The 23,855-nt window shown below is 39.2% G+C and carries 26 protein-coding genes and 1 pseudogene; 3 read left to right on the plus strand and 24 right to left on the minus strand.

All coding sequences use genetic code 11. From position 1 onward, the window contains the following. Positions 1-22: 22 nt before the first annotated feature. From gnd to U9R83_RS16400, 15 genes are all read right to left on the minus strand, one after another. A complete protein-coding gene (gene gnd / locus U9R83_RS16330) occupies positions 23-916 on the minus strand; it encodes a phosphogluconate dehydrogenase (NAD(+)-dependent, decarboxylating) (RefSeq protein ID WP_209367049.1) in 894 nt (297 codons plus the stop codon). Between the two features lie 30 nt (positions 917-946). Then, positions 947-2,941, minus strand: a complete 1,995-nt coding sequence (gene tkt, locus U9R83_RS16335; protein WP_243549521.1) for a transketolase — start codon at positions 2,939-2,941, stop codon at positions 947-949. A 28-nt stretch (positions 2,942-2,969) separates the two neighbouring features. Beyond that, entirely contained in the window at positions 2,970-4,472 is a 1,503-nt protein-coding gene (gene zwf, locus U9R83_RS16340) for a glucose-6-phosphate dehydrogenase (RefSeq protein ID WP_014459233.1), read from the minus strand. A 447-nt stretch (positions 4,473-4,919) separates the two neighbouring features. Beyond that, positions 4,920-5,291 (minus strand): hypothetical protein, encoded by a 372-nt coding sequence (locus U9R83_RS16345; RefSeq protein WP_243549522.1) that lies wholly within the window; start codon positions 5,289-5,291, stop codon positions 4,920-4,922. Positions 5,292-5,555: 264 nt separating this feature from the next. Beyond that, on the minus strand, positions 5,556-6,410 hold the full coding sequence (locus U9R83_RS16350; RefSeq protein ID WP_328575332.1) for a GAF domain-containing protein: 855 nt from the start codon (positions 6,408-6,410) through the stop codon (positions 5,556-5,558). Positions 6,411-6,726: 316 nt separating this feature from the next. Then, positions 6,727-7,293 (minus strand): GNAT family N-acetyltransferase, encoded by a 567-nt coding sequence (locus U9R83_RS16355; protein ID WP_014459229.1) that lies wholly within the window; start codon positions 7,291-7,293, stop codon positions 6,727-6,729. 233 nt (positions 7,294-7,526) lie between these two features. Continuing rightward, positions 7,527-7,916, minus strand: coding sequence for a VOC family protein (locus tag U9R83_RS16360; RefSeq protein WP_205664200.1), 390 nt, complete (start codon positions 7,914-7,916; stop codon positions 7,527-7,529). A 5-nt stretch (positions 7,917-7,921) separates the two neighbouring features. Next, entirely contained in the window at positions 7,922-8,491 is a 570-nt protein-coding gene (locus U9R83_RS16365; RefSeq protein ID WP_140451338.1) for a shikimate kinase, read from the minus strand. A gap of 11 nt (positions 8,492-8,502) precedes the next feature. Next, positions 8,503-8,958 carry a hypothetical protein gene (locus U9R83_RS16370; RefSeq protein WP_140451337.1) on the minus strand — a complete coding sequence of 152 codons (456 nt, stop codon included), beginning with the start codon at positions 8,956-8,958 and terminating at the stop codon, positions 8,503-8,505. 227 nt (positions 8,959-9,185) lie between these two features. Continuing rightward, on the minus strand, positions 9,186-9,881 hold the full coding sequence (locus U9R83_RS16375; RefSeq protein WP_140451336.1) for an ABC transporter ATP-binding protein: 696 nt from the start codon (positions 9,879-9,881) through the stop codon (positions 9,186-9,188). Next, the gene (locus tag U9R83_RS16380; protein ID WP_243549523.1) at positions 9,881-10,966 is read right to left on the minus strand and encodes an ABC transporter permease; all 1,086 of its coding nucleotides are present in this window, start codon (positions 10,964-10,966) and stop codon (positions 9,881-9,883) included. Before U9R83_RS16380 ends, U9R83_RS16375 begins: the two co-directional genes overlap by 1 nt. A gap of 72 nt (positions 10,967-11,038) precedes the next feature. Beyond that, positions 11,039-12,421, minus strand: coding sequence for a sensor histidine kinase (locus U9R83_RS16385; protein WP_014459223.1), 1,383 nt, complete (start codon positions 12,419-12,421; stop codon positions 11,039-11,041). Then, a complete protein-coding gene (locus U9R83_RS16390; protein WP_243549524.1) occupies positions 12,418-13,092 on the minus strand; it encodes a response regulator transcription factor in 675 nt (224 codons plus the stop codon). Before U9R83_RS16390 ends, U9R83_RS16385 begins: the two co-directional genes overlap by 4 nt. A gap of 163 nt (positions 13,093-13,255) precedes the next feature. Beyond that, positions 13,256-14,137, minus strand: coding sequence for a PhzF family phenazine biosynthesis protein (locus tag U9R83_RS16395; protein WP_243549525.1), 882 nt, complete (start codon positions 14,135-14,137; stop codon positions 13,256-13,258). Between the two features lie 14 nt (positions 14,138-14,151). Further along, a complete protein-coding gene (locus tag U9R83_RS16400) occupies positions 14,152-14,496 on the minus strand; it encodes a YunG family protein (RefSeq protein WP_226555238.1) in 345 nt (114 codons plus the stop codon). Positions 14,497-14,686: 190 nt separating this feature from the next. Here U9R83_RS16400 and U9R83_RS16405 point away from each other — a divergent pair, with 190 nt between their 5' ends. Continuing rightward, positions 14,687-15,460 (plus strand): DUF2628 domain-containing protein, encoded by a 774-nt coding sequence (locus U9R83_RS16405; RefSeq protein ID WP_226555236.1) that lies wholly within the window; start codon positions 14,687-14,689, stop codon positions 15,458-15,460. A 57-nt stretch (positions 15,461-15,517) separates the two neighbouring features. Here U9R83_RS16405 and U9R83_RS16410 read toward each other — a convergent pair whose 3' ends face one another. The 4 genes from U9R83_RS16410 to U9R83_RS16425 form a co-directional block, all read right to left on the minus strand. Beyond that, entirely contained in the window at positions 15,518-16,654 is a 1,137-nt protein-coding gene (locus U9R83_RS16410) for a GAF domain-containing sensor histidine kinase (protein ID WP_014459218.1), read from the minus strand. Between the two features lie 80 nt (positions 16,655-16,734). Then, positions 16,735-17,307 (minus strand): GNAT family N-acetyltransferase, encoded by a 573-nt coding sequence (locus U9R83_RS16415; protein ID WP_208733222.1) that lies wholly within the window; start codon positions 17,305-17,307, stop codon positions 16,735-16,737. A 79-nt stretch (positions 17,308-17,386) separates the two neighbouring features. Then, positions 17,387-18,595, minus strand: coding sequence for an NAD(P)/FAD-dependent oxidoreductase (locus tag U9R83_RS16420; RefSeq protein WP_014459216.1), 1,209 nt, complete (start codon positions 18,593-18,595; stop codon positions 17,387-17,389). A gap of 364 nt (positions 18,596-18,959) precedes the next feature. Further along, on the minus strand, positions 18,960-19,259 hold the full coding sequence (locus U9R83_RS16425; protein WP_243549526.1) for a hypothetical protein: 300 nt from the start codon (positions 19,257-19,259) through the stop codon (positions 18,960-18,962). 518 nt (positions 19,260-19,777) lie between these two features. On the opposite strand from U9R83_RS16425, the gene yjcZ reads away from it, so the two are divergent. Then, on the plus strand, positions 19,778-19,927 hold the full coding sequence (yjcZ, locus tag U9R83_RS16430; protein ID WP_014459214.1) for a sporulation protein YjcZ: 150 nt from the start codon (positions 19,778-19,780) through the stop codon (positions 19,925-19,927). Between the two features lie 309 nt (positions 19,928-20,236). Here the strand turns inward: yjcZ and U9R83_RS16435 are convergent, their stop codons facing one another. From U9R83_RS16435 to U9R83_RS16445, 3 genes are all read right to left on the minus strand, one after another. Then, complete coding sequence (locus U9R83_RS16435; RefSeq protein ID WP_014459213.1) at positions 20,237-20,683, minus strand: GNAT family N-acetyltransferase; 447 nt, start codon at positions 20,681-20,683, stop codon at positions 20,237-20,239. A 20-nt stretch (positions 20,684-20,703) separates the two neighbouring features. Next, positions 20,704-21,087, minus strand: a complete 384-nt coding sequence (locus U9R83_RS16440) for a MerR family transcriptional regulator (protein ID WP_014459212.1) — start codon at positions 21,085-21,087, stop codon at positions 20,704-20,706. A 363-nt stretch (positions 21,088-21,450) separates the two neighbouring features. After that, positions 21,451-22,386, minus strand: a complete 936-nt coding sequence (locus U9R83_RS16445; protein ID WP_243549527.1) for an aldo/keto reductase — start codon at positions 22,384-22,386, stop codon at positions 21,451-21,453. A gap of 269 nt (positions 22,387-22,655) precedes the next feature. On the opposite strand from U9R83_RS16445, the gene U9R83_RS16450 reads away from it, so the two are divergent. Continuing rightward, the gene (locus U9R83_RS16450) at positions 22,656-22,871 is read left to right on the plus strand and encodes a hypothetical protein (protein ID WP_116738739.1); all 216 of its coding nucleotides are present in this window, start codon (positions 22,656-22,658) and stop codon (positions 22,869-22,871) included. Positions 22,872-22,905: 34 nt separating this feature from the next. Here the strand turns inward: U9R83_RS16450 and U9R83_RS16455 are convergent. Both U9R83_RS16455 and gvpU read right to left on the minus strand, forming a co-directional pair. Further along, a pseudogene (locus tag U9R83_RS16455) lies at positions 22,906-23,382 on the minus strand (EamA family transporter); the annotation flags it as partial. A gap of 49 nt (positions 23,383-23,431) precedes the next feature. Beyond that, positions 23,432-23,848, minus strand: coding sequence for a gas vesicle accessory protein GvpU (gene gvpU / locus U9R83_RS16460; RefSeq protein ID WP_243549528.1), 417 nt, complete (start codon positions 23,846-23,848; stop codon positions 23,432-23,434). Positions 23,849-23,855 lie beyond the last annotated feature (7 nt).

The raw sequence follows: 23,855 nt of genomic DNA on the forward strand, positions 1-23,855 counted from the left end.
ACTATACCCACTATTTCACTTGTTATTTCTTTTCCACAGCATGACCGCCAAACTCGTTTCGAAGCGCGGAAACTACCTTTCCTGTAAAGGTATCATCTTCAAGCGAGCGATAGCGCATCAATAAAGACATCGCGATAACCGGCGTAGCTGTTTGAAGGTCTAGAGCCGTTTCGACCGTCCACTTCCCTTCACCAGAAGAGTTCATAACTCCTTTGATGTCATCTAGCTTAGCATCTTTAGAGAATGCATTTTCCGTTAATTCCATGAGCCATGAACGAATAACAGATCCGTTATTCCATACTCTCGCCACTTTTTCGTAATCATAGTCGAACTGGCTTTTTTCAAGAACTTCAAATCCTTCTCCGATTGCTGCCATCATGCCGTATTCAATGCCGTTATGAACCATTTTTAAAAAGTGGCCGCTCCCTGCTTCTCCAGCATATAGATATCCGTTTTCTACTGCTGTATCGCGGAAGATAGGTTCAACAATTTCCCACGCTTCACGATCTCCGCCAATCATATAGCAAGCTCCGTTACGAGCGCCTTCCATTCCGCCAGATGTTCCAACGTCCATAAAGCGAATTTTGTTTTCTTTTAACTCGTTATAGCGTCGAATAGACTCTTTGTAATGAGAGTTTCCAGCTTCAATTACGATATCTCCTTCAGCTAAAAGAGGAGATATTTCACTAATAACAGAATCAACAACCGTATGAGGAACCATCAGCCATACGACTCTTGGCGTTTCTAATGACTGAACAAGCTCCTGTAAGCTTGATACTCCTGACGCACCGTACCCTTTCATTTGTTCCACTGCGTTTGAATTTACGTCAAATGCTACAACGTTATGACGCTGATCCAATAAGTTTTGTCCTAAGTTAATCCCCATTTTCCCTAAACCAACTAATCCTACTTTCATGTGAACAGCTCCTTCTATTTGTCTTATTGTTTAAGCCTTTAGCAATTCTTTTGCTTGTGCCACTACGTTTTCTTCTGTAAATCCAAACAGCTTCATCACATCAGCTCCGGTTCCTGAAGCACCGAATGTGTCAATAGCTAACACTTTTCCTTTTTGTCCTACAAAACGTTCCCAGCCAAGTGAAATTCCCATTTCTAGAGAGATTCGTTTTGAAACAGATTCAGGCAAGATGCGCTCTTGATACTCTTTTGACTGTTTGCCAAACAGCTCCCAGCTAGGCATTGCTACAACTCGAACAGATGTACCTTCACGCTCTAGCTGAGCTTTTGCACTGACCGCTAGTGCTACTTCAGAACCTGTGGCGATGAAAATCAGCTCTGGCTTATCGTCTGTTTCGGTTAATACGTAAGCTCCTTTAGCTAGGTCGTTGATATTTTGTTTTGTTTCTTCAAATACAGGCAAGTTTTGACGGCTAAGCACTAAGGCTACAGGGCCCTCCACTTGCTGAAGCGCATAAGCCCAAGCGCTTGCTGTTTCGTTTGCATCAGACGGACGGATTACGGTAAGCCCTGGAATTGCACGAAGAGAAGCTAAATGTTCAACGGGCTCATGAGTTGGTCCATCTTCTCCTACTGCTATGGAATCATGAGTAAACACATATGTGACCGGCAGCTTTTGCAGTGCAGCTAAACGAATCGCTGGACGCAAGTAATCATTAAAAACAAAGAATGTGCTGACAAACGGCTTCACACCTCCGTGAAGAGCCATTCCATTACCGGCCGCTCCCATTGCGTGTTCACGTACTCCGAAATAAATATTTCGATTACCGAAATATCCCGGTGCGTAAGGGCCTTCTTCTTTGATGTCCGTCATCGTGGAATGCGATAAATCAGCGCTTCCTCCAAAAATAGATGACACAGATTTAGTGAAATAATTAATAGCTTCTCCGCTTGCAACACGAGTCGACATCGCTTTTTCTGATGAAAATGTTAAAATATCATTCACTTCAATTAACGCTTCGCCCGTAATGGCACGTTCTAATTCATCAGCCAGCATAGCGTATTCTTTTTGGTAAGAAGCAAACAGCTTATTCCACTCTGCTTCTGCTTTCATCCCTTTTTCTTCTAGCTTTTCAAAATGAGCTTTTACTTCTTCTGGAACATAGAAGTTTTCTTCAGCTTCCCAGCCGTAGGCTTGTTTTGTTGCTTTTGCTTCTTCTTCTCCAAGCGGATTGCCGTGTGCTTTATTTGTTCCCGCTACTTTTGGACTTCCGTAGCCAATAATGGTTCTCACTTCGATAAGCGTTGGCTGTTCGGTGTTCTGCTTCGCTTTTTCGATGGCGTTTGTGACTTCATCTACGTCATTTCCATCTTCTACACGCAAATACTGCCAGTTTGCAGATTCCGCTCTTTTCTGGATATTTTCACTAAACGAAAGATTTAATTCCCCGTCTAACGAAATATCGTTGGAGTCATATAAAGCGATAAGTTTGCCAAGCTTCATATGGCCAGCCATGGACATCGCTTCATAAGAAATTCCTTCCATCAAGTCACCATCACCTACTAAGGTATACGTATAGTGATCAATGACAGGAAAATTGGGTTGATTAAATTTTGCTGCTAAGTGAGCTTCTGCCATTGCCATTCCGACTGCATTAGCAATTCCTTGACCTAAAGGACCTGTTGTTGCTTCCACGCCGTCCGTATGACCAAATTCAGGATGACCCGGTGTTTTACTGTTTAGCTTGCGAAAGCTTTTTAAATCTTCTATTGATACATTGTATCCGCTTAGATGCAGCATGCTATACAGCAAGCTTGAGCCATGACCGGCTGATAAGATAAAACGATCTCGGTTAAACCAGCTTGAATTTGCCGGATTATGCTGTAAGTGATTCGCCCATAGCGCATAGGTCATCGGAGCAGCTCCCATCGGAAGCCCAGGGTGTCCTGAATTAGCTGCGTTCACCGCATCAATTGACAGGGTGCGAATCGTATTAACTGCAAGTGTGTCTATGTTGGTACTCATGTTTCATCCTTCTTTCGCTTTGTTTGTATTAAACTGGCTGCACTTCGCGTGATGGACTCGCTGTTTCTTCATCCAACCACCATTTAAAGCCGTCTTTTTCTAAAAGTGCATGTGATGCATCAGGGCCGTGTGAACCGGCAGCATATTTGTGAAGCGGCACTGTATTTTCATCAAATGCTTCAAGAAGCGGCTGAACCCATTCCCAAGCTAGCTCTACTTCTTTCCAATGAGCAAAAAATGTAGAATCTCCGGCACATGCATCTGCAATAAGGCGCTCATATGCTTCCGGTGCTCCTTCTTGCTGACCTGAAAAATTAATTTGCACAGGCTCAATATGACCATGATTAAATGGATTTTTGCTGTTCAACTGCAGCGTAATATTTTCATGCGGGTTGATTTCAATAATCAACAGATTTGGAGATGTTGTTTCTCCTTTGTCTAAGTACAACTCTTTTAACGAGTCTTTGAATTCAATAACAATTCGCGTCGCTTTTTCTGCCATTCTTTTTCCTGTACGAATGTAGAAAGGAACGCCTTTCCAAAGCGAATTATCGATGTATAGTCTGGCTGCTAAAAACGTGTCCGTCTGCGAAGATGGTGATACACCAGGCTCGTTTATGTAGCCCTCCACTGAAGACCCGTTTATTTTTCCAGCCTCATATTGACCGCGAACAACGTCTAGGTCCATATCTTCTTTTACAAGCGGACGAAGCGCTTTTAACACATTTATTTTTTCGTTTCGAATATCATCAGCGCTAATGCGAGCCGGTAAGTGCATGGCCGTCATCATCAGCATTTGCAGCATGTGATTTTGAACCATATCTCGAATGGCACCTGAATGGTCATAATAGCTTGCTCTTTCCTCTACGCCGACCGTTTCACTTGCTGTAATTTGTATATTCGCAATATGTTCGTTATTCCATAATGATTGAAGAATAGGATTAGCGAATTCCAGCGCTTCTAAATTTTGCACCATCGACTTGCCAAGATAGTGGTCAATGCGGTAAATCTCTTCTTCTTTAAACGCTTTGCTTAAATTTTCGTTTAATTGTCGAGCTGACTGTAGATCATGGCCAAAGGGTTTTTCAATAATTAACCGTTTCCAACCTTTTGTAGCACCTAAGCCACTGTCTTTAATATGCTCAGCAATTGTACCGAAAAATTCTGGTGCAACGGATAGATAAAACATTCGGTTGCTTGGAATGTTCAGTTCTGCTTCTCGTGCTTCTACTAGATTTAACAAATTTTTATAATCTTCAGCATTTGTTGCGTCCAATTGGCTGTAGCGAAAAGCTGATAGAAAATGCTGCATAAGAGATGAATCTTTTTCGACGCGACGTGAAAAAGTATGAATAGATTCTTCTACTTTTTTCTGAAAATCTGCATCGGACATCTCCCTTCTGCCTAGTCCTACAACAGAAATTGATTTAGGGATTTTCCCGTCTACAAATAAATTATAGAGTGCAGGATAAATTTTGCGTTTCGCTAAATCACCTGTTGAACCGAATAAAACAAAAGTCATCGCTTCCATATCTCTTCCTCCTGTTAGGAAAAATATAATCTTTTAAAAAGTAACTTTTTTTTTACTCGTTACTTTATGTAACCTATCTTATTCCTGAAATATTTTTTCGTCAAGATATAAAACTCGTAAAAAATCATTTCATTTTTTCTTTTGTTCTTTAAACCTTATGACAGCTTATCTCGGTTAGTTTATGGAAAAATAATGAAAATACTTTTTAGTTGAATTTAGAAAATAAAACTGCTTTAATGGATTTGATAGAATTGTATGAAAGTAAAAGCATACATAATGTTTGCATATGTACCAAGGGAAATTATCAAAAGGTGGAAGTAATATGGAAGCTCAGCTGATCAAGATGTTTGAAGATCTATCTGTTTTTTACATAGAAAAATCGTAGCTCAATCCAAAAAAGTCACCGGAAGTTGACCTCTTTTTTTGAGCTACACTCACACTTTAACTTTAATGCGTCACTGCGACAAGAAGCATAAGCATCATATAGAGGTTAAAAACAGCAAGTAAAACAAGAACGATATAGACTAGTTTTTTACCTATTTCACCTAAAAAGTAGACGTTGACTAACGTAAAATACACGCCTGCTGCGCATAAAACGAACGTAAGAAACTCTTTAGACTCGTTCAACGTCATTTGAAAATCTTGATTATAGTAAATTCGGAGATCTTTACTAATAGTGAACGGCACGGTCCACCACCTGATCAAAATTCCAATAAACATAAGTATCCCTATTGTGTTTAAAGTGGACTGAAGTGTTCTCCGCTGTTTCTTTCTCATATCCACATCCGTTTGTGCGGACCTTTTAAAGTTTGCTCGCATGTATTTCCCCCCATGATGTTTTTGCATACAGCAAAAGGGTCATCAGCCATACACAGGTCTCTCCCCGGCTATTTCTTACACCACCAAAAGGTGCGTAATGATCATCACGCAAGGCTTCAATGAAGCTACATTCTTTATCTATATTCACTTTATGCTGCATTTGATGCTTTCACAGCTTCTGAGCATACCAGCTTGTTTTTCGTTTCGTATTGAATTATATACATACACAAAAATAAGCCCTGGCTGATAGAGCCAAGGCTTGGTTCATGTTTTGATTAAGTTATACCCCACACATTGAAGAGCTTGTTGAATATTTTTCACGACTTTTAACTGTAAGTTTCTCAAATCATGATTTTTAATTTGCTCTTTCGCAAATGTTGGCGTTACACCTGTTATAACTGCTTGAGCACCCATGAGCTGAAGTGCTGTAATCATTTTAAAGAAGAAATTCGGAAACTCTTTTTCTCTCAGAAGCAGCTTCGATAAATCAATGATAAAGTAATCTATTTCATTATGAGCTGCATCGTGAAGCACATCTGTCATAATCTGATTCGCACGCTCTTTATCAATAATACCTTGAAGAGAAAGAATCGAAACACCTTCTGTAATTGGAATAATTGGGACGCTTAAAAATCCCATCTGATATCGTGTTTCATCCAGATCGATCATGTGGGATAAGATACCGGCCATTGATTGTAAAAAATCAATGTCTTCTCCTGAAAATTCTTTTTCTTCCTTATCCATTACACAGAGTGTTCCAAATACATTTCCTTTTAAATCTTTTAATGTAACACCTAAAAAACCTTTTACCTGCAATTGATCCGTTACTTCTAGCTGTCTTGTAACGGCATCCTTCATCAGATTTGCCGTATGCATAACGTCTCCGTCATTCATAATAATTAAGCGGCAGTATGTACCTCCGTATTCAACGCTGTATCCTTCAGGAATAATCTCTTCCTTCTCGTTATATGAGCTCAGGACCGTCATCGCTGTTTCTCCTCTTCTAGTTACGTACGTTGTGCTGACATTCAGCTGTTTGGTAATAACCTCAAATAATTTTTGCGAAACAGACCGCAGTGAATAAAAATGAGGAACTTTATTTTCTCCATCAACGTTCATTTAGTTACCTCCATCGCAACTATCATTCTCTCTGCCATAAGTGCATTCTTTCATAAAGATACGCACAGCTTGGCTATAACTTTTTTGTAGTATGAGAGAGGACGGCTATATTGCCTCTTTTCTATCTTATACATACTAGATTTGACATATGACATGATTTCACATAAGAAAAACTTCTTCCGTTCATGAAGGAAGAAGTTTTAAATTATATAAAAATCTCACACGTCCTCATTTTCCCTCTATTCCCCTCTATTCCCCGTATTAGGATATATCAAACTAAACTGCCTAGTTCAATGACAACATAGCACAAAGGGTATTAGAGCTCCTGCTTCATCTTTTTGTTCCATTCTCTTCGCAGAATTCCCATTTTGACGCTATCAAAATATTCACCGTTTACGATACGTGCTTCTCTGATTCTTGCTTCTTCTTTCATACCTATTTTTGCCGCTGTTTTGATCATTCTGATATTGCCTGACCACGTAGACATGCCGAGTCTATGCAAGGGTGTAAACTCAAATAAAAAGTCGATCCACATTCCATAAGCTTCTGTCCCATATCCTCCGCTCCAATAGTCTGAGTCGTAAATGACAATTCCAGTTTCCAGCCAGTCTGTATGCTTGTCCACCCAGTAACAGCTCACTGTTCCCACAGCTTTTTCATCAATGATGACCGCAAGGAGTTGAGGAACGTCTGGAAAAAGCTCATGCTCTTTGTCCAATGAATTCATATATTTTTCTTTCGTAAGCCTTTCTTCTAGTATGTACGGAGCATTCCATTTTTTCGCTTCTTGTTTTTTCTCTTCGTATTTCCAGTAATAGAGCGTATTAACATCTTCCTGTGTCGCTTCTCTTAATAACACTTTTTCTCCTATTAATTTTATCATGAGAGGCATTACTCCTTGATTTATGAAATGGCTTATTAAATTTTAGAAACTTAAAGCGACTCTTAATACACGTTTATACAATCATAGCGTTAAATAATGAAGAAAAGGAGTAAATTTATAAAGAGTAGTATTGCTACTGCCAATCAGCAGATGAAAATGAAAAGTAACTTATCCTGCTTTGCCTGTAAAACACCGAGACAATATATATGCTCCCGGTGTTTTTTGTTTTTGCTCTATTTATTATTCGCGTTTTCCATAACTGCAAAATAATTATCTTCACTGTCTGAAAAGTTAAAGACTTTTCCTGAAGGCATAGATACGATTTCTCCCACCGTTACGCCTTTAGCTGTTAAATCCCTGTATAATTCATCCACATTCTCTGTAAAAAACATCAGTGAAGGAGTCCCGACATTTAATTCTGGCTGCATTTTTGCTATTAGCTGTTTGTTATGAAGGATAATGGTTGTTTCAGCATTCGCTGCCGGTGCTAGCTCAATCCACTTCATACCTTGTTCATTCTCTTGTTGAGAAATTACTTGAAATCCCATTTTGTCTGTCCAAAACTTTACAGCTTGATCTTGGTCGTTTACATACACCATAATTTGACCGACTTTTGTAATCATTGTTTTCACTCCTTTGATATATTTGATATACATGAAATAATTTCTTCCGCTACTGTATCTGCCGACTTTTCCTTTGTGTAGATCGTTTGCTTTGCTAACTTTTGATTTGACGGATGCGTTACAAAATGTTTGTTAAGCTCAAAAACATCTTTATCATCTGTTATTTGATGCAGCCTTTGATGTAATATCTGTATGGACTCTTCTTTATCAACACTCGGAAGCAGTAAAAATAGAGACTGGTAAGGTTTTAACGTCTTTTCTACTTGTTGAAACAGCTTTATGTCTTCATACACCGAGTGACCGGCGCCAAAATCAATGACCGCATGCTTGTTCTCTTCTAGTATTCTTTTAACAGCATAGGCTTCAAACGGTTTCCAATAGGCGTACATGCCTTGAAATCCTTGTTTTTCTCGAATTTGTTGCTGTGTTTCTTTGCTGAATCCTATTTCCCGGTAGTAGGAAAATCGCACTTCATCCATTGAGCACTGAGGAATATTTAGTTTGGTTGCCACTTTTTCACCGACCGTCGTTTTTCCAGCGCACATAGGTCCAATGAGAATAATAGGGGTTTGCATATGCTCTCTCCTTATTTCACTTCCAATACAAACGCGTACGATGCATCTCCATTAGATACATTTTGTTGACTTTCATCCATCCACCACACTGAATATGAGTAGTAGTACGTGCCTGCTTCAGAAGGTGCTTTCAGCTTATTTTTCTTCAGTGGTATTTCCACTTCATGGCTGTTTTGTATTTGTGCCATATGCTTTTCGTTGGGCTGCCGCTTATACTTGATAACAAGCGATAGCGATTCATTTGCTTTTACTTTAATCGGCTGTTCTGTTTTTAACAATTCTAAAGGGCCTGCTTTATCCACACACGTGCTTTCCCAGCAGTACGTGCCAACTTTTGTTTCATAAAGATGGTTGCTTGCTTCGAGATACACTTTTGGCGGGGATTCTTCAAGAAATCCACTGCTTGAACATCCTGTAAAGCTTGCCATGAGAAGTCCACCTGCAGCTGTCTTCCATTTCTTCATCATTTCATCACCTTTTTACTATTTCTTCATTGTTCCGTTATCTCCTGTTTCTTACTTTCTAAATAGCATTGCTTTATTTTCAATACACGCTTTTTAATAAAATGGAATATGAATACCTAACTGATTTACTAATAAAGGAGTGAACGTATGGAGGCGCCAAACCGAGACGACAAATATGCACATGATGAAGAACGCAAAAAAGTGCTGCTCTTGTCAAGAGCAGCACTTTTTTAGACTTGCACGCTATTTGATTCCACTAATTTTCCATCTTCCATCCACACAACGCGATCGCATAAATCCAGCATTCTTTGGTCATGGGTAACCATTACAGCTGATTTGCCCCTTAGCTTTACTTCATCTGCGAGCATTTGCACGACTGCTCTTCCTCGCTCTGAATCCAAGCTTGCCGTAGGCTCGTCTGCAAAGATAATTTCAGGGTTATTCATCCACGCTCTTGCAATCGCTACCCGCTGACGTTCTCCGCCGGATAGACTTTCAGGGTAGTGATGTTTTCGATGAGCAAGTCCTAGCTTTTCAAGCAGATCATCCGCTCTTTTTTTTGCTTCTTGATTTCGATTTCCTTCTAGTTCCGTGACAAGAAGAAGCTGATCGCGAACCGTTAAATACGGGATTAAATTAGCTGATTGAAAGATAAAGCCGATTTTCTTCAGACGAATGCTGTTCATTTGTGATGGAGACATTTTATTAATCTCGTCTCCGTCAATAATTACACGTCCGCTAGACGGTGAAAGCAGCGCCCCTGCAATAGATAAAAAGGTACTTTTCCCAGAACCAGAAGGCCCGACTATAGCCACAAGCTCTCCAGCTTTCACACGCAGCGATAGGTCATTTAACACGACTACAGCGTTTTCTCCGTCTCCAAACGACTTGCTAACACTCTCTAAAACTAATTTTTCTTCACTCATTATACAGCCCTCCCAATCGCTTCAACCGCATCTACTTTTGCTACGCGATACAGCGACAATAATGAACTCAGTACAGAAACAGCTATAAACAGCGCCGAACAGCCTGCGATTAGCGATAAATCCAAGTGAAATGGCATCGAATCCGGCAATATAGCAGCTACTCCGTATGTCAATCCAATACTAATAGCAAGACTGCATAAAGTTAACACAACCACTTGAGATAAAATCGTTCGCGCTAAATAGCTTGTTTTTGCTCCTATCGCTTTTAACACGCCAAACTGATTCATTTTTTGAAGCGTCATCACGTAGAAGAAAACGGCTAAGACAAAAGCTCCAATGATAAACAGAAACGCGACCATCATTAAAAGTGAGCCCTGTTCTTCTTGATAACCCGGAATTCCTTTTAACGCTTCATCCTTACTGATTACATCGATTTCAGCTTCTTTTTTTTGAAGAGTCTGTGCTTGCTGGCTGTTCATATTCAATACCACTGCATTAAAAGCACCTGTGCTTTCAATTGTCTTCCACTCTGTAAGATTAATATGAATAACAGGCGCGTGACTAAACGACTGATTTTTTGTAAAACCAACAATTGTAAAGCTTTTTCCTGAAGCCGTATCTTTTATCGTATCACCTAGCTTTACTCCTTCTTCTTTTAGCGAAGAGTCCGCCACGGCTTCATGTTTCGCATCGTCCGTAATCATCTTCCCTTCCGTTATGTTCGGAGCTAAAAAGCCGCTTGTGCTTATGGCAAAAAACGAGGCGTCTATTTTTTTCTCTTTTCCTTCATTTATCACGGCTGTCATCATCACACCAAGCGGCTCAGCTTTTTTCTTTCCGCTTAGTTGTTGAATATCTTCTGTTTTGTTTATAGATAAAACAGAGCGCGTCAGGCGCTGATCCGCTTCTTTTTGAAGCGCAACGTAGTTACCTTTCATTTCTTGAACAGCTGAAGCATTGTCAGAGGAAAGCCCTTTTGCTAAGCCTGATACAAAAAGCACAAGCCATACAATTAACACCATAATCACGCCAATGAGTAAATAGCGCAGCTTCGCATGTTTTAATTCACGTAAAGCCAAAAACATCTTTCTTTCATCTCCTTTTTTAATTCTATTTAAAGTATAAAAATAGAAAATGAATGGAAGATGAACGGCTCATTACATTTTCGGAAGATAGACGTGAAAGGTGCTGCCTTTTCCTTTTTCGCTTTCAACGTGAATGGAACCTCCGTGCATTTCGACAATTTGCTTTACAATCGCTAAACCAAGACCGCTGCTTCCTTCCGTCCGACTTCTTGCTTTATCTTCTTTGTAAAAACGATTGAAAATATGCGGGAGGCTTTCTTTTGACATGCCGATTCCCGTATCTTGAAATTCTACGTGGCAATACGTGTCTTCCATACGAACGCGAAGAGACAGCGTCCCTCCTTCTTCTGTGAACTTTACGCTGTTTGTAATAAGGTTTGTCCACACTTGATGAAGCAGTTTTTGATCGCCTGAAATCATCGTGGAAGGAAGATCCATTTCAATGGCTAATTCTTTTTCACGCCAGCTCCACTCCGTCATAAACAGCACTTGCTTGATTTGAGCTGCAACGTCAAACGTCCTTTTGTCGATATGCTCACTTTCTTTATCAAGTGAAGCAAGCGTAAGCAGCTGTTTGCTGAGCGATGACATGCGCCTGCTTTCTTCTTCAATAATAGTCAGATACTCATTTCTTTGTTCATCAGAAAGATGGGCGGAACGGAGCGTTTTTGAAAATCCTTGAATGGACGCCAGCGGAGACTGAATTTCATGTGACACGTTCGATACAAATTCTTGGCGCATCTCTTCAAGCTGCTCTAAGCTTTTAGCCATTTCGGAAAAATGTGAAGCAAGCGCGCCGATTTCGTCTCGGCGCTTTACGTACAGCTCAACGTTGTATTTTCCTTTTGCCACTTGCTTTGTTGCTTCCGTCAGCTTGACGATTGGTTTTACTAAATAACGCGTACTAATAAGTACAAATAAAATACTTAATACAATCATCAGCAGTAAAATGACCGAGAAAAAAATGCGCATTTCCCCAAACTGCAGCTGAATATCAGGGCGAATAAACAGCGCTTGCTGCTTGTTACTTTCTCCTTTTAACGGTACGCCGATGGTATTGGCTAACACATTATCAAAAAAACCCGTCACAAACACCTGTGAAGGAAAGTTTGCAATTCCGTGATACATTTTCCCGTCTAGAACTTGTTTGACGGCACTCTTTTCTAAGCGCTGATTTCTAAATTTCCGTCCGTAAAACGTCTCATGTCCGCTCCTGTCCACCACATATATTTGATAGCCCAGTTTACTAATATGCTGTAAATAAGCTTGTTGATCCACGCCCCTATTGCTTTCGTAAAAGCTCGCAATGTCTTTTGCCATACGCGTAAGCTTTTGATCGTTATACGGTTTTAAGCTGTACTGATAATAAACGTTTGCTAAAATAAACGCGAGGAGACTGCTAAATACCATTACAGCAATGGTCGTCAGGACAATCCGCAAATAGAGCGTCTTCATTTTGCCGTCACCTCAAGCTTATAGCCGACTCCTCGAACCGTGGTAATGACAAAATCATCGGTATGTTCAAACCTCTCGCGAAGCCTTTTTACGTGGACATCAATTGTGCGGTTATCTCCGTTAAAATCCGCTCCCCATATCAGATGAATTAATTCTTCTCTTGTGAAAATCCTTCCTGGATAGCTCGCAAGCTGAGCTAATAACTCAAATTCTTTCATTGGAAGAATGAACAGTCGCCCGCTACAGTGCACTTCATAGCTTTTTCGGTCGATAGAGGTGTTGTTGAGCACGATCATTTTTTCATTTACCACTTCGTACCGGCGAAGCAGTGCTTTGATTCGGAAAATCAATTCTTTTGGTTCAAACGGCTTTGTCACATAGTCATCCGTTCCTGCTAAAAAGCCTTTTTCTTTGTCTTCGAGCTGATCTTTTGCTGTTAATAAAATAATGGGAAAATCATAATAGTTGCGTATTTCTTCGCAAACTTCATATCCATCTTTATGAGGCATCATAATATCGACAACGGCTAAATGAATGTGCTGCTTAGCAAGCAGACCCGAAGCTTCCTCTCCGTCTTTTGCTTCATGCACCATATAGCCTTCAAGCTGCAAATAGTGACGAACTAATTGCCGCATATGCTCATCGTCATCCGCCAGTAAAATGTGAATCATTTTTTCTACCACTCCTTTTATGAACCATTTAAAATGGCGGCCTTTTGGCCGCCATCATTTATTCTTTCACTTTCTATCTGTTTACTAGTGTAACCAAACGCCGTGTTCATATTGCGTTTTTATTAGGGTAGAGACTTATTGTGAACAGCAGATGAACAGCTTGTTACAAAATCCATTCACCGCGCGCAATCATCTCTACTTTTCCGCCTACTTTAATGTGAAAAGTTTCTCCGTCATAACTAGCTTTTACATACAGCAGTGAAGGTCTTCCTATTTCGTATCCTTGTTCTACACATATGTCAATGGTTTGCTGATTAAAATAACCGTATTTAACTAAATATGCTGCCAAACAGCCGTTGGCGCTGCCGGTTGCTGCATCTTCTGGAACGCCGTAATAGTCCGCAAAATCTCGCGCGTTTACGTGATGATCTTCGTGATAGGTTTCCGGTGAAAAGACCATAATTGCTTTTGCTTCAGTGTTTTCTATCAGCTTGAAATATTTTTCTTTGTCTACATTTATCTCTTTAGCTGCTTCTAATGATGTTAACGGGACAAGGATGACCGGCAGACCGGTGGATACTTCTTGAACGGGAAAACGCATATCGATATAAGCTTCATCAAGGTTTAACACGTCCGCCACCTGCTTTTTATCTAACACTTTCCCAAACGTCGGCTGACCTTGTGTCATCCACAGCACATCTTTTTGTTCATCATATGTAACAGGCGTAGGACCTGCTTTATAATGAAGAGTAAGCTCCTCTGTATCTTTTTCTTCTAGTTCTTCTCGGATAACATAAGCGGTACCAAGCGTCGGATGGCCTGCAAATGGCACTTCTTCAGTAGGCGTAAAAATCCGTACGTCATATTCTCCTTTTTGTGGAGAAGCCGACGTAATAAACGTCGTTTCAGAGAAATTAATTTCTTTAGCCATTTGCTGCATCTCTTTGTCTGAAAGGCTTCCGGCGTCTTTAAAAACGGCGAGCTGATTTCCCGTATATTTTCTCTGTGCAAATACATCAACAATGGAATACTGAATACTTTTCATTTATGTGTTCCTTTCTAAAGGGAATTTTTATGTACAAAATGGGTCATTACGTTTTTCTTTAAAGCCTCATATTGCTCTTTATTCGTATCCATAAACGCTTCTTTCCGACTGGACAAAATGTCTGCATAATGGAGAGGCTCACGAAATTGTTCTTGTGTAAAATCATAGCGCTGTTCGTTGAGCTGATTATAGAAATGCCAGCCTTCTTTACACGGAGTTTTTAAAATATCTCCTCCTTTGATATCTTGAACGACAAGAGCTGTCACTCCGCACTGTCCTTTGGCAGGATTGTCGGCCGTCCACTTTGTGCTTGAATGAATTGACCACGATTGGTGCAGGGCTTTCTTTAAATGATTCATGCTCAAGCAGCTCCTTTTTCTTCAAATCTACCATATTATTCTTTTTTATGAAACTTCTTGTTGAAAAACCCATAGCACAAATATTCTTACTTTAAAAATAATTTAAGGAAGAATAGAAAAATACTAGAAATAATGTATAATAATAGAGTCATTTTAGATGATAGATTATAACCAATGAAAGGTGTTTTAAATGGAAGAACAAGCAGTAAATGAACTCGTTTCTTTTGAAGAAGAGCATAAAGTAGTTCGAACAAATACGTCCTATTATGATTTGAAGTGGGGAAAAACAGCTAATCCAGCTAAAAGCAACACGTGGAACTGGGCAGCCTTTTTTCTGACAAGCGCTTGGTTTGCATACCGAAAAATGTATAAGCACTTTTTTATTTTAACGCTTATTGAAGTAATTTGGTTTTCCCTTTTGTGCTTTGTAGACATACCAGAGTGGTCCGATGCAATTGTGTTCGGCGGTGCTTCACTTATTACAGGGCTATGTGCCAACCGCTGGTATTATAAGCACGTTAAAAACGTGTTAGCTCGAGCCGAAGCTCAGCTGGAGCAGCGGAAAGAAGCTTATTTGCAAATAAAAGGCGGCACTCACATCGGAATTGCTATTGGTTTAAGCATCTTAGCACTTGTGATTACTTTTGGAGTCGGAGCGGGATTATCACTTTTACCAACAAAAACGAATATTAAAGATGTAGTTCGCTACGGCGACGAAGCAATTACGCTTGAAACGTACAACGATCATCCAAAATGGACCTATATTAAAAAAGAAGGCCGTCATCACGTTGTACAATTTACGGGCTACGATTATACAGAAAAAGAGCATGTGCGCATTGTGTTTAACGTTTATTTGGATAAACAAATTTACGAGTGGGACAAAATTTACATCAACGGCAAAAAGCTAAATAAAAAAGATGCGGAAGACTATGAATACTGGATTGAAGACAGTTCAGCATATTAAAAAGGTCAGCAAAAAAGAAAGGATGAGTGCTTAATCTCCTTTCTTTTTTGTTTTATCTTAAAGCGTCAAAGGCAGCTTCACCGTCACTACTGTCCCGTTCTCATCACTCTCAATCGCAAGCGTACCATTATGTTCGTTGATGATCGTTTTACAAATAGAAAGCCCTAACCCCATGCCTGTTCCATCTTTTGTTGAGAAAAATGGATTTCCTACTTTATTAATAATGGATAGCGGAATCCCAGAACCGGTATCTTGAATGTCAATAAGAGCACAATCTTCCCATTCTTTGATAATAAGATTTACTTCGCCGCGTTTCTTTTTCTCCATTGCTTCAATGGCGTTTTTCAAAAGATTCATAAACACTTGTCTCATTTGAGCAGGGTCGATTGATACAAGTGGAATGGCTCCTTCTATTCTTACGTTCATTTCGACATTATACAGCGCAGCTTCACTTTTCAAGAAAGCAACGGTATCATGAATAACTTCTACAATCGATACGATTTCTTTTTTGGGCGCTGTTGGCTGCGTGACAAGCAAGAAGTTGTTAATAAGTTCATTCATACGATCCAGTTCATCAAGAACAATTTTTTGAAAAGGCTCTGCCTGCTCATTTTCATTAAATAAAAATTGAATAAAGCCGCGCACCGACTGCATCGGGTTTCGAATCTCATGTGCTAACCCTGCTGCTAGCTGCCCTACGAGCGCTAGTTTATCAAGCTGTAGAATTTTCTCTTCAATTTTCGGCAAAACAGCCGCTTGATGTTTATAAATAATGTGAGACAAAATACCAGCCAGCCGGTTTAACCCTTGAATTTCACTTTCGCTAAACTGATAAGGATCCGGATCGACCGCGCATAAGGTACCAAACATTCTCCCGTCTTCTAGCACAATAGGTGTTCCTAAATAAGAACCTACCCGGGCACCATCAATGATGGCTAAATTAGACGTTCTAACATCGCGTTTTGTATTGGGAATAACAAGGGGTTCATCACACGTGACTAAGTTGCATACCGCAAGCTCTAACGGCAGCGTCAGTCCATCTTCTACAAGGCTTCCCCCTTCTTTATTAAAGGCTTTCATAACTGAAAATTGTTCGTCGAAAATCCCTACAAACAGCGTCCTGCTTCCGACTACTTCGCTGGCCATCTGCAATACATCCCAAACGGCTTTTTCATTGATGTTCCTCTCTTCCATTACCTTAGTCACCTACTATTTAAATATAGACTGTTCTATTCTCTTATTCTCATTATAAATTTTAAATGTACAAACGTATATCAAAATTTTAAGAACTCGTTTATTTCTTCTATTTCATCATTAGGGTTAAGGATAGCCAAGACTTGATGGTCTTCCCATACACCGTTGATATTTACATTTTTTCTAGCAATTCCTTCCCTATGAAACCCCGCTTTTTCTAATACGCGCTGAGAAGGCACATTACGTGGCATGACGCCCGCTTCAATGCGGTGAAGATGCAACTCTTCAAACGCATAGCAAACAAGCGCTTTTACGGCTTCTGTTGCGTATCCTTTTCCATTATGATGCTGATCTAGAAAATAGCCGATAAACGCGCTTTGTAAAGATCCGCGCATCACTTGAAAAAGACTAATAGTACCAATTAATTTATTATTCTCTTTTTGAAAAAGACCAAAATAGTATTCTTGATCGTTTTTCCTATTCTCTTCGTGAAGCTGAATTTTTTCTACTTGGCTTTCCAATGTATAAAAAGAAGGCTCTCGAATCATAGAAAACTGTTCAAAAAAGTCGCGATTGTCATTTTGCAACCGAAGGCTGTCATGCGCATCGCTGACAGTTAGTGGGCGTAAATAAATAGCGTGACCCTCTATCATATTACGTCTCTCCTCTACTTCAAGAAATATATGTAAAAAAAGAAGGCTTTTTTTAAAAAACCTTCCATTTTCTCACATATTAAACTTTTCTTGTTTGAATGTAAAGTTCTAAATCACTGCTTTTCTTCGTCGTGATATGTTCTGCTATGATTTTAGCTAGCACCATATTATACACCGTTCCGTTATCTCCATATCCGCTTAGAAAGTAACAGTTAGGCATTTCGTCATATATTCCGATAAGGGGAAGCCCGTCATGAGTGCCTCCGTAATAAGCGCTTATGTAATAATCAGCTTCGACTTGAAGATGAGGAAAAAGCTTATTGAACTCTTTTAAAAGTTTGTCTCTTTTATGAACGAGTTTGGCATCACGTTCTTGCGGCACAATCGTGCTTTCATCAAGACCGCCTATAATGACCCGATTATCGGAAGTTGTTCTCATGTAAATATACGGTCGAGCGGTTTCCCAAATTAAATTTCGGTTTTTCCATCCTTTAAAATCCTTTACAGGAGTCGTAACGATAGCATAGGAACTTGTGAGTACAGCTTTTTTCTCTCTCTTAAATTCTTGATTTTCATAGCCTCCTGCCATAATGGCATATTTAGCTTTAATTTGCGATTTATTTTTAGTGAAAAATACAGCTTCATTTTTTTCTAACTTTTGACCGACAATTTCTGTTTCTTCAAAAATCCGAACCCCATACTGTTTTCCATACTCCAACAGACCGAGCGTAAAGCTGTAAGGATTTAGCTCTGCATCATTTTTAATAAGCATGGCCATGCGTTTTTTAAATCCATAGTCTTTTTCAATTTGTTCTTCTGATAAGATTTCAGCTTCAAATCCATGCTTTTGCATATAAAAGTAGTCTTTATTTATCTTCGTGATATCTTCTTCATAACTTGCATAATACAAGCTATCTCTTCTTATAAATTCTGCATCAATCGGAAGCTTTTTAGCTGCTTTCTCAATATCTGTAATGGCCTGTTCGCACAGTTTATAATGACGGACTGTTTTTTCTTCTCCAAACGTGTTGACTAATTCGTAAAACAATTTATCTCCTAAATATTGAATAAGAGAGGTATTTACAATTGTACTTCCATGCCCTGCTTTACGTTTATCAACAACCACAACATCAAGCCCTTGCTTACATAAATAGTAGGCACATTGTGCACCTGAACTTCCTCCTCCAATAATAAGAACATCGCATTCAATATCTTCCTCTAGAACTGGGTATACAGGCGGCTTCGCTACAGTTGTCTGCCAATAAGGTTTCCCAGATAGTAAATCCATACAAATGCCTCCTTTTCTCTCTGTATTATGCCCAATATAAGCTAATTTTTGCACCTAGCAGGATGAAAGTACGTGAGCTAAGTTTTTTGAGAATGGTAAGAAGGTTATTATCGTTACCTTCTGCTTTGGACACAGGCATGCAGTAAGTGAGTAAAGTTTTTTGTTTCTTCACTGTATGAAAAATAAAAACTTCACGCAAAAACCACCTAGAAAAATCACCAGGTGGTTTTTTATATGAGAGGGGGTGCACGTTCTGATTAACTGCGGGTGGATAGAAAACCTTATGGTTTAAAAACAAATTTCTTTACAGAAAAGAATGACGATAAGAAACACTTATTTTGAAGTTTTTTTCTTTTATTTATGTTTAACAGCAGCCGCCGAAGCCATATCCGTAACCGCCATATCCACCATATCCACCATAAGGATAACCACCGTAACCGTAGCCACCATAGCCATATGGTGATAATAGTGAACCGGCTACTAACCCTCCTGCTAATCCTCCTAAAAATGGGCCTCCAAAGCCGAAGCCGAATGGTCTACCAAAGCCAAAACCAAACGGGCGTCCGAAACCAAACGGTCTGCCAATAAACCTTTCATCTGCGTGTTGAAGTTGATGATGATCATGAGAATACATAGTAGGTAAAAAATGCATTTCTGAATTCATAAGAGAAACCTCCGTTTTTTTGTTTTTTGCTTTCACCCAAGAATATGCATTTACCTATTCGCTGTCTTGGGCAAATATCTTGGTTATACTGAAAATAAGGGAAAAGAATTACGAAAAAAAGCAAATGACTAGGTTTATATGAAAATGAGCTTGGATTTCTCTTTAGTACCTAATACATACAAAAAGGAGCGGATCCTGACTTAGAATGGTCTAGGGAAAGTATTAACGTGTTTATTTCATAGTAAAAAATAAGAAGCCGAAGAAAAAATTCTTCGGCTTCTACTTCATTATGTACGCAGGCTAAGGAGGAAGTTGTATTAGCCTGCGTCGTTATAACATGGGGGCTCATATATGAGATCTTGGGATGATTCATCCTATGTAGAAAGTGAAAAAAAGTACCGTGTCCATCTTATTTTCTTATCTTTTTTTGTTTTCATTGAAATCATTGGATATTTTTGGAGCACTTTTGCATTTCAGGCATATGTTAAAAATGTACTCAGAACTTGGAGGTGAACTATATGGGCTTCTATGGTGGCTGTGGTTATGGCGGTTACGGTTACGGCGGTGGCGGCTGCGGATTTGGCAGTGGCTTTGCTTTAATCATCGTATTATTCATTTTATTAATCATCATCGGCTGTGCTTGCTGGGGAGGATTTGGCGGTTGCTAATCATTAGAAATAATGATGAACGGCTTCATTTCCACTAATTTTTTTACCAAAAGCTAGCTTTCCACTTTATTATGAAAAAGCAGTGTCCACATAATGGGCACTGTTTTTAAGCGTGCTTATGAACCAGGTAATAATAAGACTAACCATTATAAAAAAAATAGATTTTTTTAATCTGCAGCTTCTTGTCTGTTTCTCCTCATTACCTTATTTTCCCTTTTCATACTTCCCTTTCTTCTACATATTAATAGATAAAAAGATTAATTAAAAAGAGAGTCCCTCTGCAACTCTCTTCCCGCTTTATGTAAAAAATTATACAAACGATTTTTTCAAGACGACCCGCTGATCATTGACAGTATAGCCGTTTCTTTCATAAAAAGCCTGTGCAGCTCCACCAGTCGCCGTTAAGAGATACAAGCTGTTGATATCGTGTCTTTGAAGTTCGTTCTCAAACCGGCTTAAGATAGCTGAACCATATCCTTTTCCTTGCACGCTTGCGCTGACGCAAAGCTCGGCCACGTAAAAGGTCATACCGCTGTATGATTTTTTCGCGTGACCTGCAATCATTCCAATCAACTCTCCTTGGTCATAAAATAAATAGCCTATAAATTTAGGCGTGTTCAGTAGATCAGTCAGCCTTTCTTTAGCTGATTCTTCCGTCCACGGTTCATTCCAAGGGTTTTTTGTAAATACATCTAGATACAAGTCAATGCACTGCTGCATATTCTCTGCAGTGAGAGGTACTACTTTTTCGATCATTTTTACGCTTCCTTTTTTGTTTAGTTTGAAGGCTTATTAACAATTCGCTCGTACATTTCCGGCAGGTGCTTGATTTTATAATCAATCGTCTCAAGCTTGTGATGAATTTCTTCAATTTCTTTTAGCACTGCTTTTTTGTGATCCATCAGCATTTGAAGACTTTTATCAAGCACGGCATTCTCAAGCGTACAGTTTTCAATAAGCGTTCGAATATCCTTGATTTGCATACCCGTGCTTTTTAAACAGCAAATTAAATCAATCCATTCAATATCTTGTTCTTTAAAAATACGATTTCCTGACGCTGTACGATCTAAAAATGGAAAAAGCCCTTCTTTATCATAATAGCGAATGGTATAAATTGTCACGTTCAATTTCTTCGCAACTTGTGAAATGGTATACGTCATACTGCTTCCTCCTACAATTAAACTTCTCAGAAAAACATGATGAGTTTGTCTTGACCTCCAGTTATCTCGAGGATTTATTCTTTTAGAGTCTTCTTTATTGCGCTCTTTATGCTGCAGGTTTTTTGTACAAGCAGCAACATACATTCAAATCAGAAAGGATGATACGATGAATACTGCTCACATGATGCTTACCATTGTAATCGGCGGTTTTATTGCCTTTTTATTAGGTTTTGGCGTCACAAAAATAATTGAGCTGCTGCTAAATCTTTTTCTAGCTTAACCAGTAGTTCTTAACGTAAAACGCAGGTAACTCCGTTCCATGTTCGAACGGAGTTACCTGTTTTATTTTAGAGACTAAAGCGCTTAAGGCACCATGTTGCCAGCGGCTTTATAAATATCGTACCATTCTTGGCGTGTTAACTTGATTTCTGAACCTTTGCTTGCATCTTTCATACGCTGAATATTTGTCGTACCAAGTACTACTTGAATATTTGCAGGATGCGTTGTAATCCACGCAACGGCAATCGCTGTATTCGTCACGCTATATTTACTTGCGATGTGATCAATTACTTCGTTTAGCTTTCCAAATTTCTCTTTATCACCTAGGAAAGGACCTTCAAAAAATCCGTTTTGGAACGGCGACCATGCTTGAAGCGTGATATCGTTTAAACGGCAATATTCAAGCACGCTGCTGTCGCGGTTAACAGCTTGATCAATTCCCATGTTTAACGAAATACCAGAATCAATGATTGGCGTATGTGCGATGCTGAACTGCACTTGGTTTACGACAAGCTTTTGGTTAATATATTTTTCAAGCAGCTGAATTTGCGCTGGGTTGTGATTCGATACACCAAAGTGACGTACCTTTCCGCTGTTTTGCAGTTCGTTAAATGCTTCTGCTACTTCTTCAGGGTCCATTAGTGGATCTGGACGATGCAGTAATAAAAGATCTAAGTAATCTGTTTTTAAACGCTCTAAGCTGCCGTTAACAGAGTCTATGATATGCTTCTTTGAAAAGTCATAGTAATTTTCCGCTGCGTTAATGCCGCATTTGCTTTGAATCACCATTTTTTCACGAAGACTTGGGTTCATTTGTATAGCGTTTGCAAAATATTCTTCGCATTGTCCTACATAATCAGGACCGTAAATATCAGCATGATCAAAAAAGTTAATTTCTTCTTCCATCGCTGTGCGGATTAGCTTCTCTGCTTCTTGTAAAGAAAGCTCTGTTAAACGCATGTTTCCCATAATTAAATTTGATACGTGTAAGTCAGTATTAGCAATTGTATGATACTTCATGTAAAGCCCCTCCTTGAAATAATACTACTACAAGATAAACCATAGAGTTAACTCTAGGTCAAGCAGAAAGAATAAAAAATTTTGCAAGCAGCGGCGGTAAAACACCCTATCTTTTTTGGTAAAAAGATGAAATACTAGGTTGTGGTGTGATAAAAGTCACTGCCGCTTTGCATTTGATTTAGTAGTATATGTTACGTTCTTTTCTTCCTTTTTATCAAAGCTTATTTCATAGCAATACATTAATTTATCAGGCAAAGGAGTTTATCACCATGGAGAAAACGAAAACAAAACAATTTGAAATACATTATTCCGTTCTAAAAGATGAAGCCAAAATCAAAGGAACTTTTGTAATAGAAGCTGCTAAAAACCGAGACGACGCATCAAGACTTGCTAAATTAAATGTCTCTACAAAAGAAAGAGTGTTTATTCAATATGTAAAGATTTTAAAAGTCAAACGAGTGTCCACAGATTCAGCAGCAAAGTGATATTGGTTTGCTTCTTCTTTTAGCAAACCCCCATTTATACTGAAAGTGTCGTATCAGAAGATGCTTGTTTCGTTCGTGTGAGTAATAGAACTAATCCAATAATACAAGCTGTGCCAATCCATTGATAAAAACCAAAAGGCTCTTTCAGCCAAACAACGGTTGTAATAACAGCGGCTAAAGCCTCTAAACTTCCAAACAAATTCGTTTCTTTAGGTAAAAGACTTTGCAAGCTTTCTACATAAAACCAAAAAGCAAGCATCGTGCCGAAAATAATGACAAATAAAAGATAGACATAGACTATTGGTGATAAGCTTGACACCTCTAGCTTCTACGGAGAATGAATAAAGCTTATGACGCTTCCCCCGATTACCATTGCCCAGCCAACGATAACAAGCGAACTGTACTTTTTAATCAGCGGCACGGCATACAGCGCATAAAATACTTCTACACCTGACAACACTCCTCAAACAGCGGCAGATACAGAAACGGAGCCGTTTGTTAGTAAAAAGAAGCTGCACATCTCATCACTAAAAAACGGCGGGCAATCACCCCGCCGTTTGTTATGAACTCTTTTTACTCGTTGATTTTGCATCAGAAATCTTCCCTAAGAAAAACCCGTCTACTTCTGCTATTTTTCCTCTCCAAAAGATCTTTCCTTTTGAAGGAGTAGACTTACTGTCTCCACAGTAGATCTTTGTATTTTTCAAATGAATAAAATGTGCTTCTGCTTCTCCGTTTGATTCGCTCGCTTCGCTTGCTAAAGAGAATTGTTCGCTTAGCGCCTGAGCCACTTCACTGCCTTCTTCAAACGTTTCGCTTAAGTAATCAAAGTATTCTTTTGCTGAAATCATGGTACCGGAAATCACAGCGCCGTTTAGATTTAATGAAATATCAAGTGAAAAGCCGTGTTTATTAGAAGCTTTCACAAAGTATTCAAGCGTATTGTCTTTAGTTGAAAAAGAAGGGCCTGTACTCATGTATTTC

Origin of the sequence: Priestia sp. LL-8, from assembly GCF_036227845.1 — a bacterium.
GTDB lineage: Bacteria > Bacillota > Bacilli > Bacillales > Bacillaceae_H > Priestia > Priestia zanthoxyli.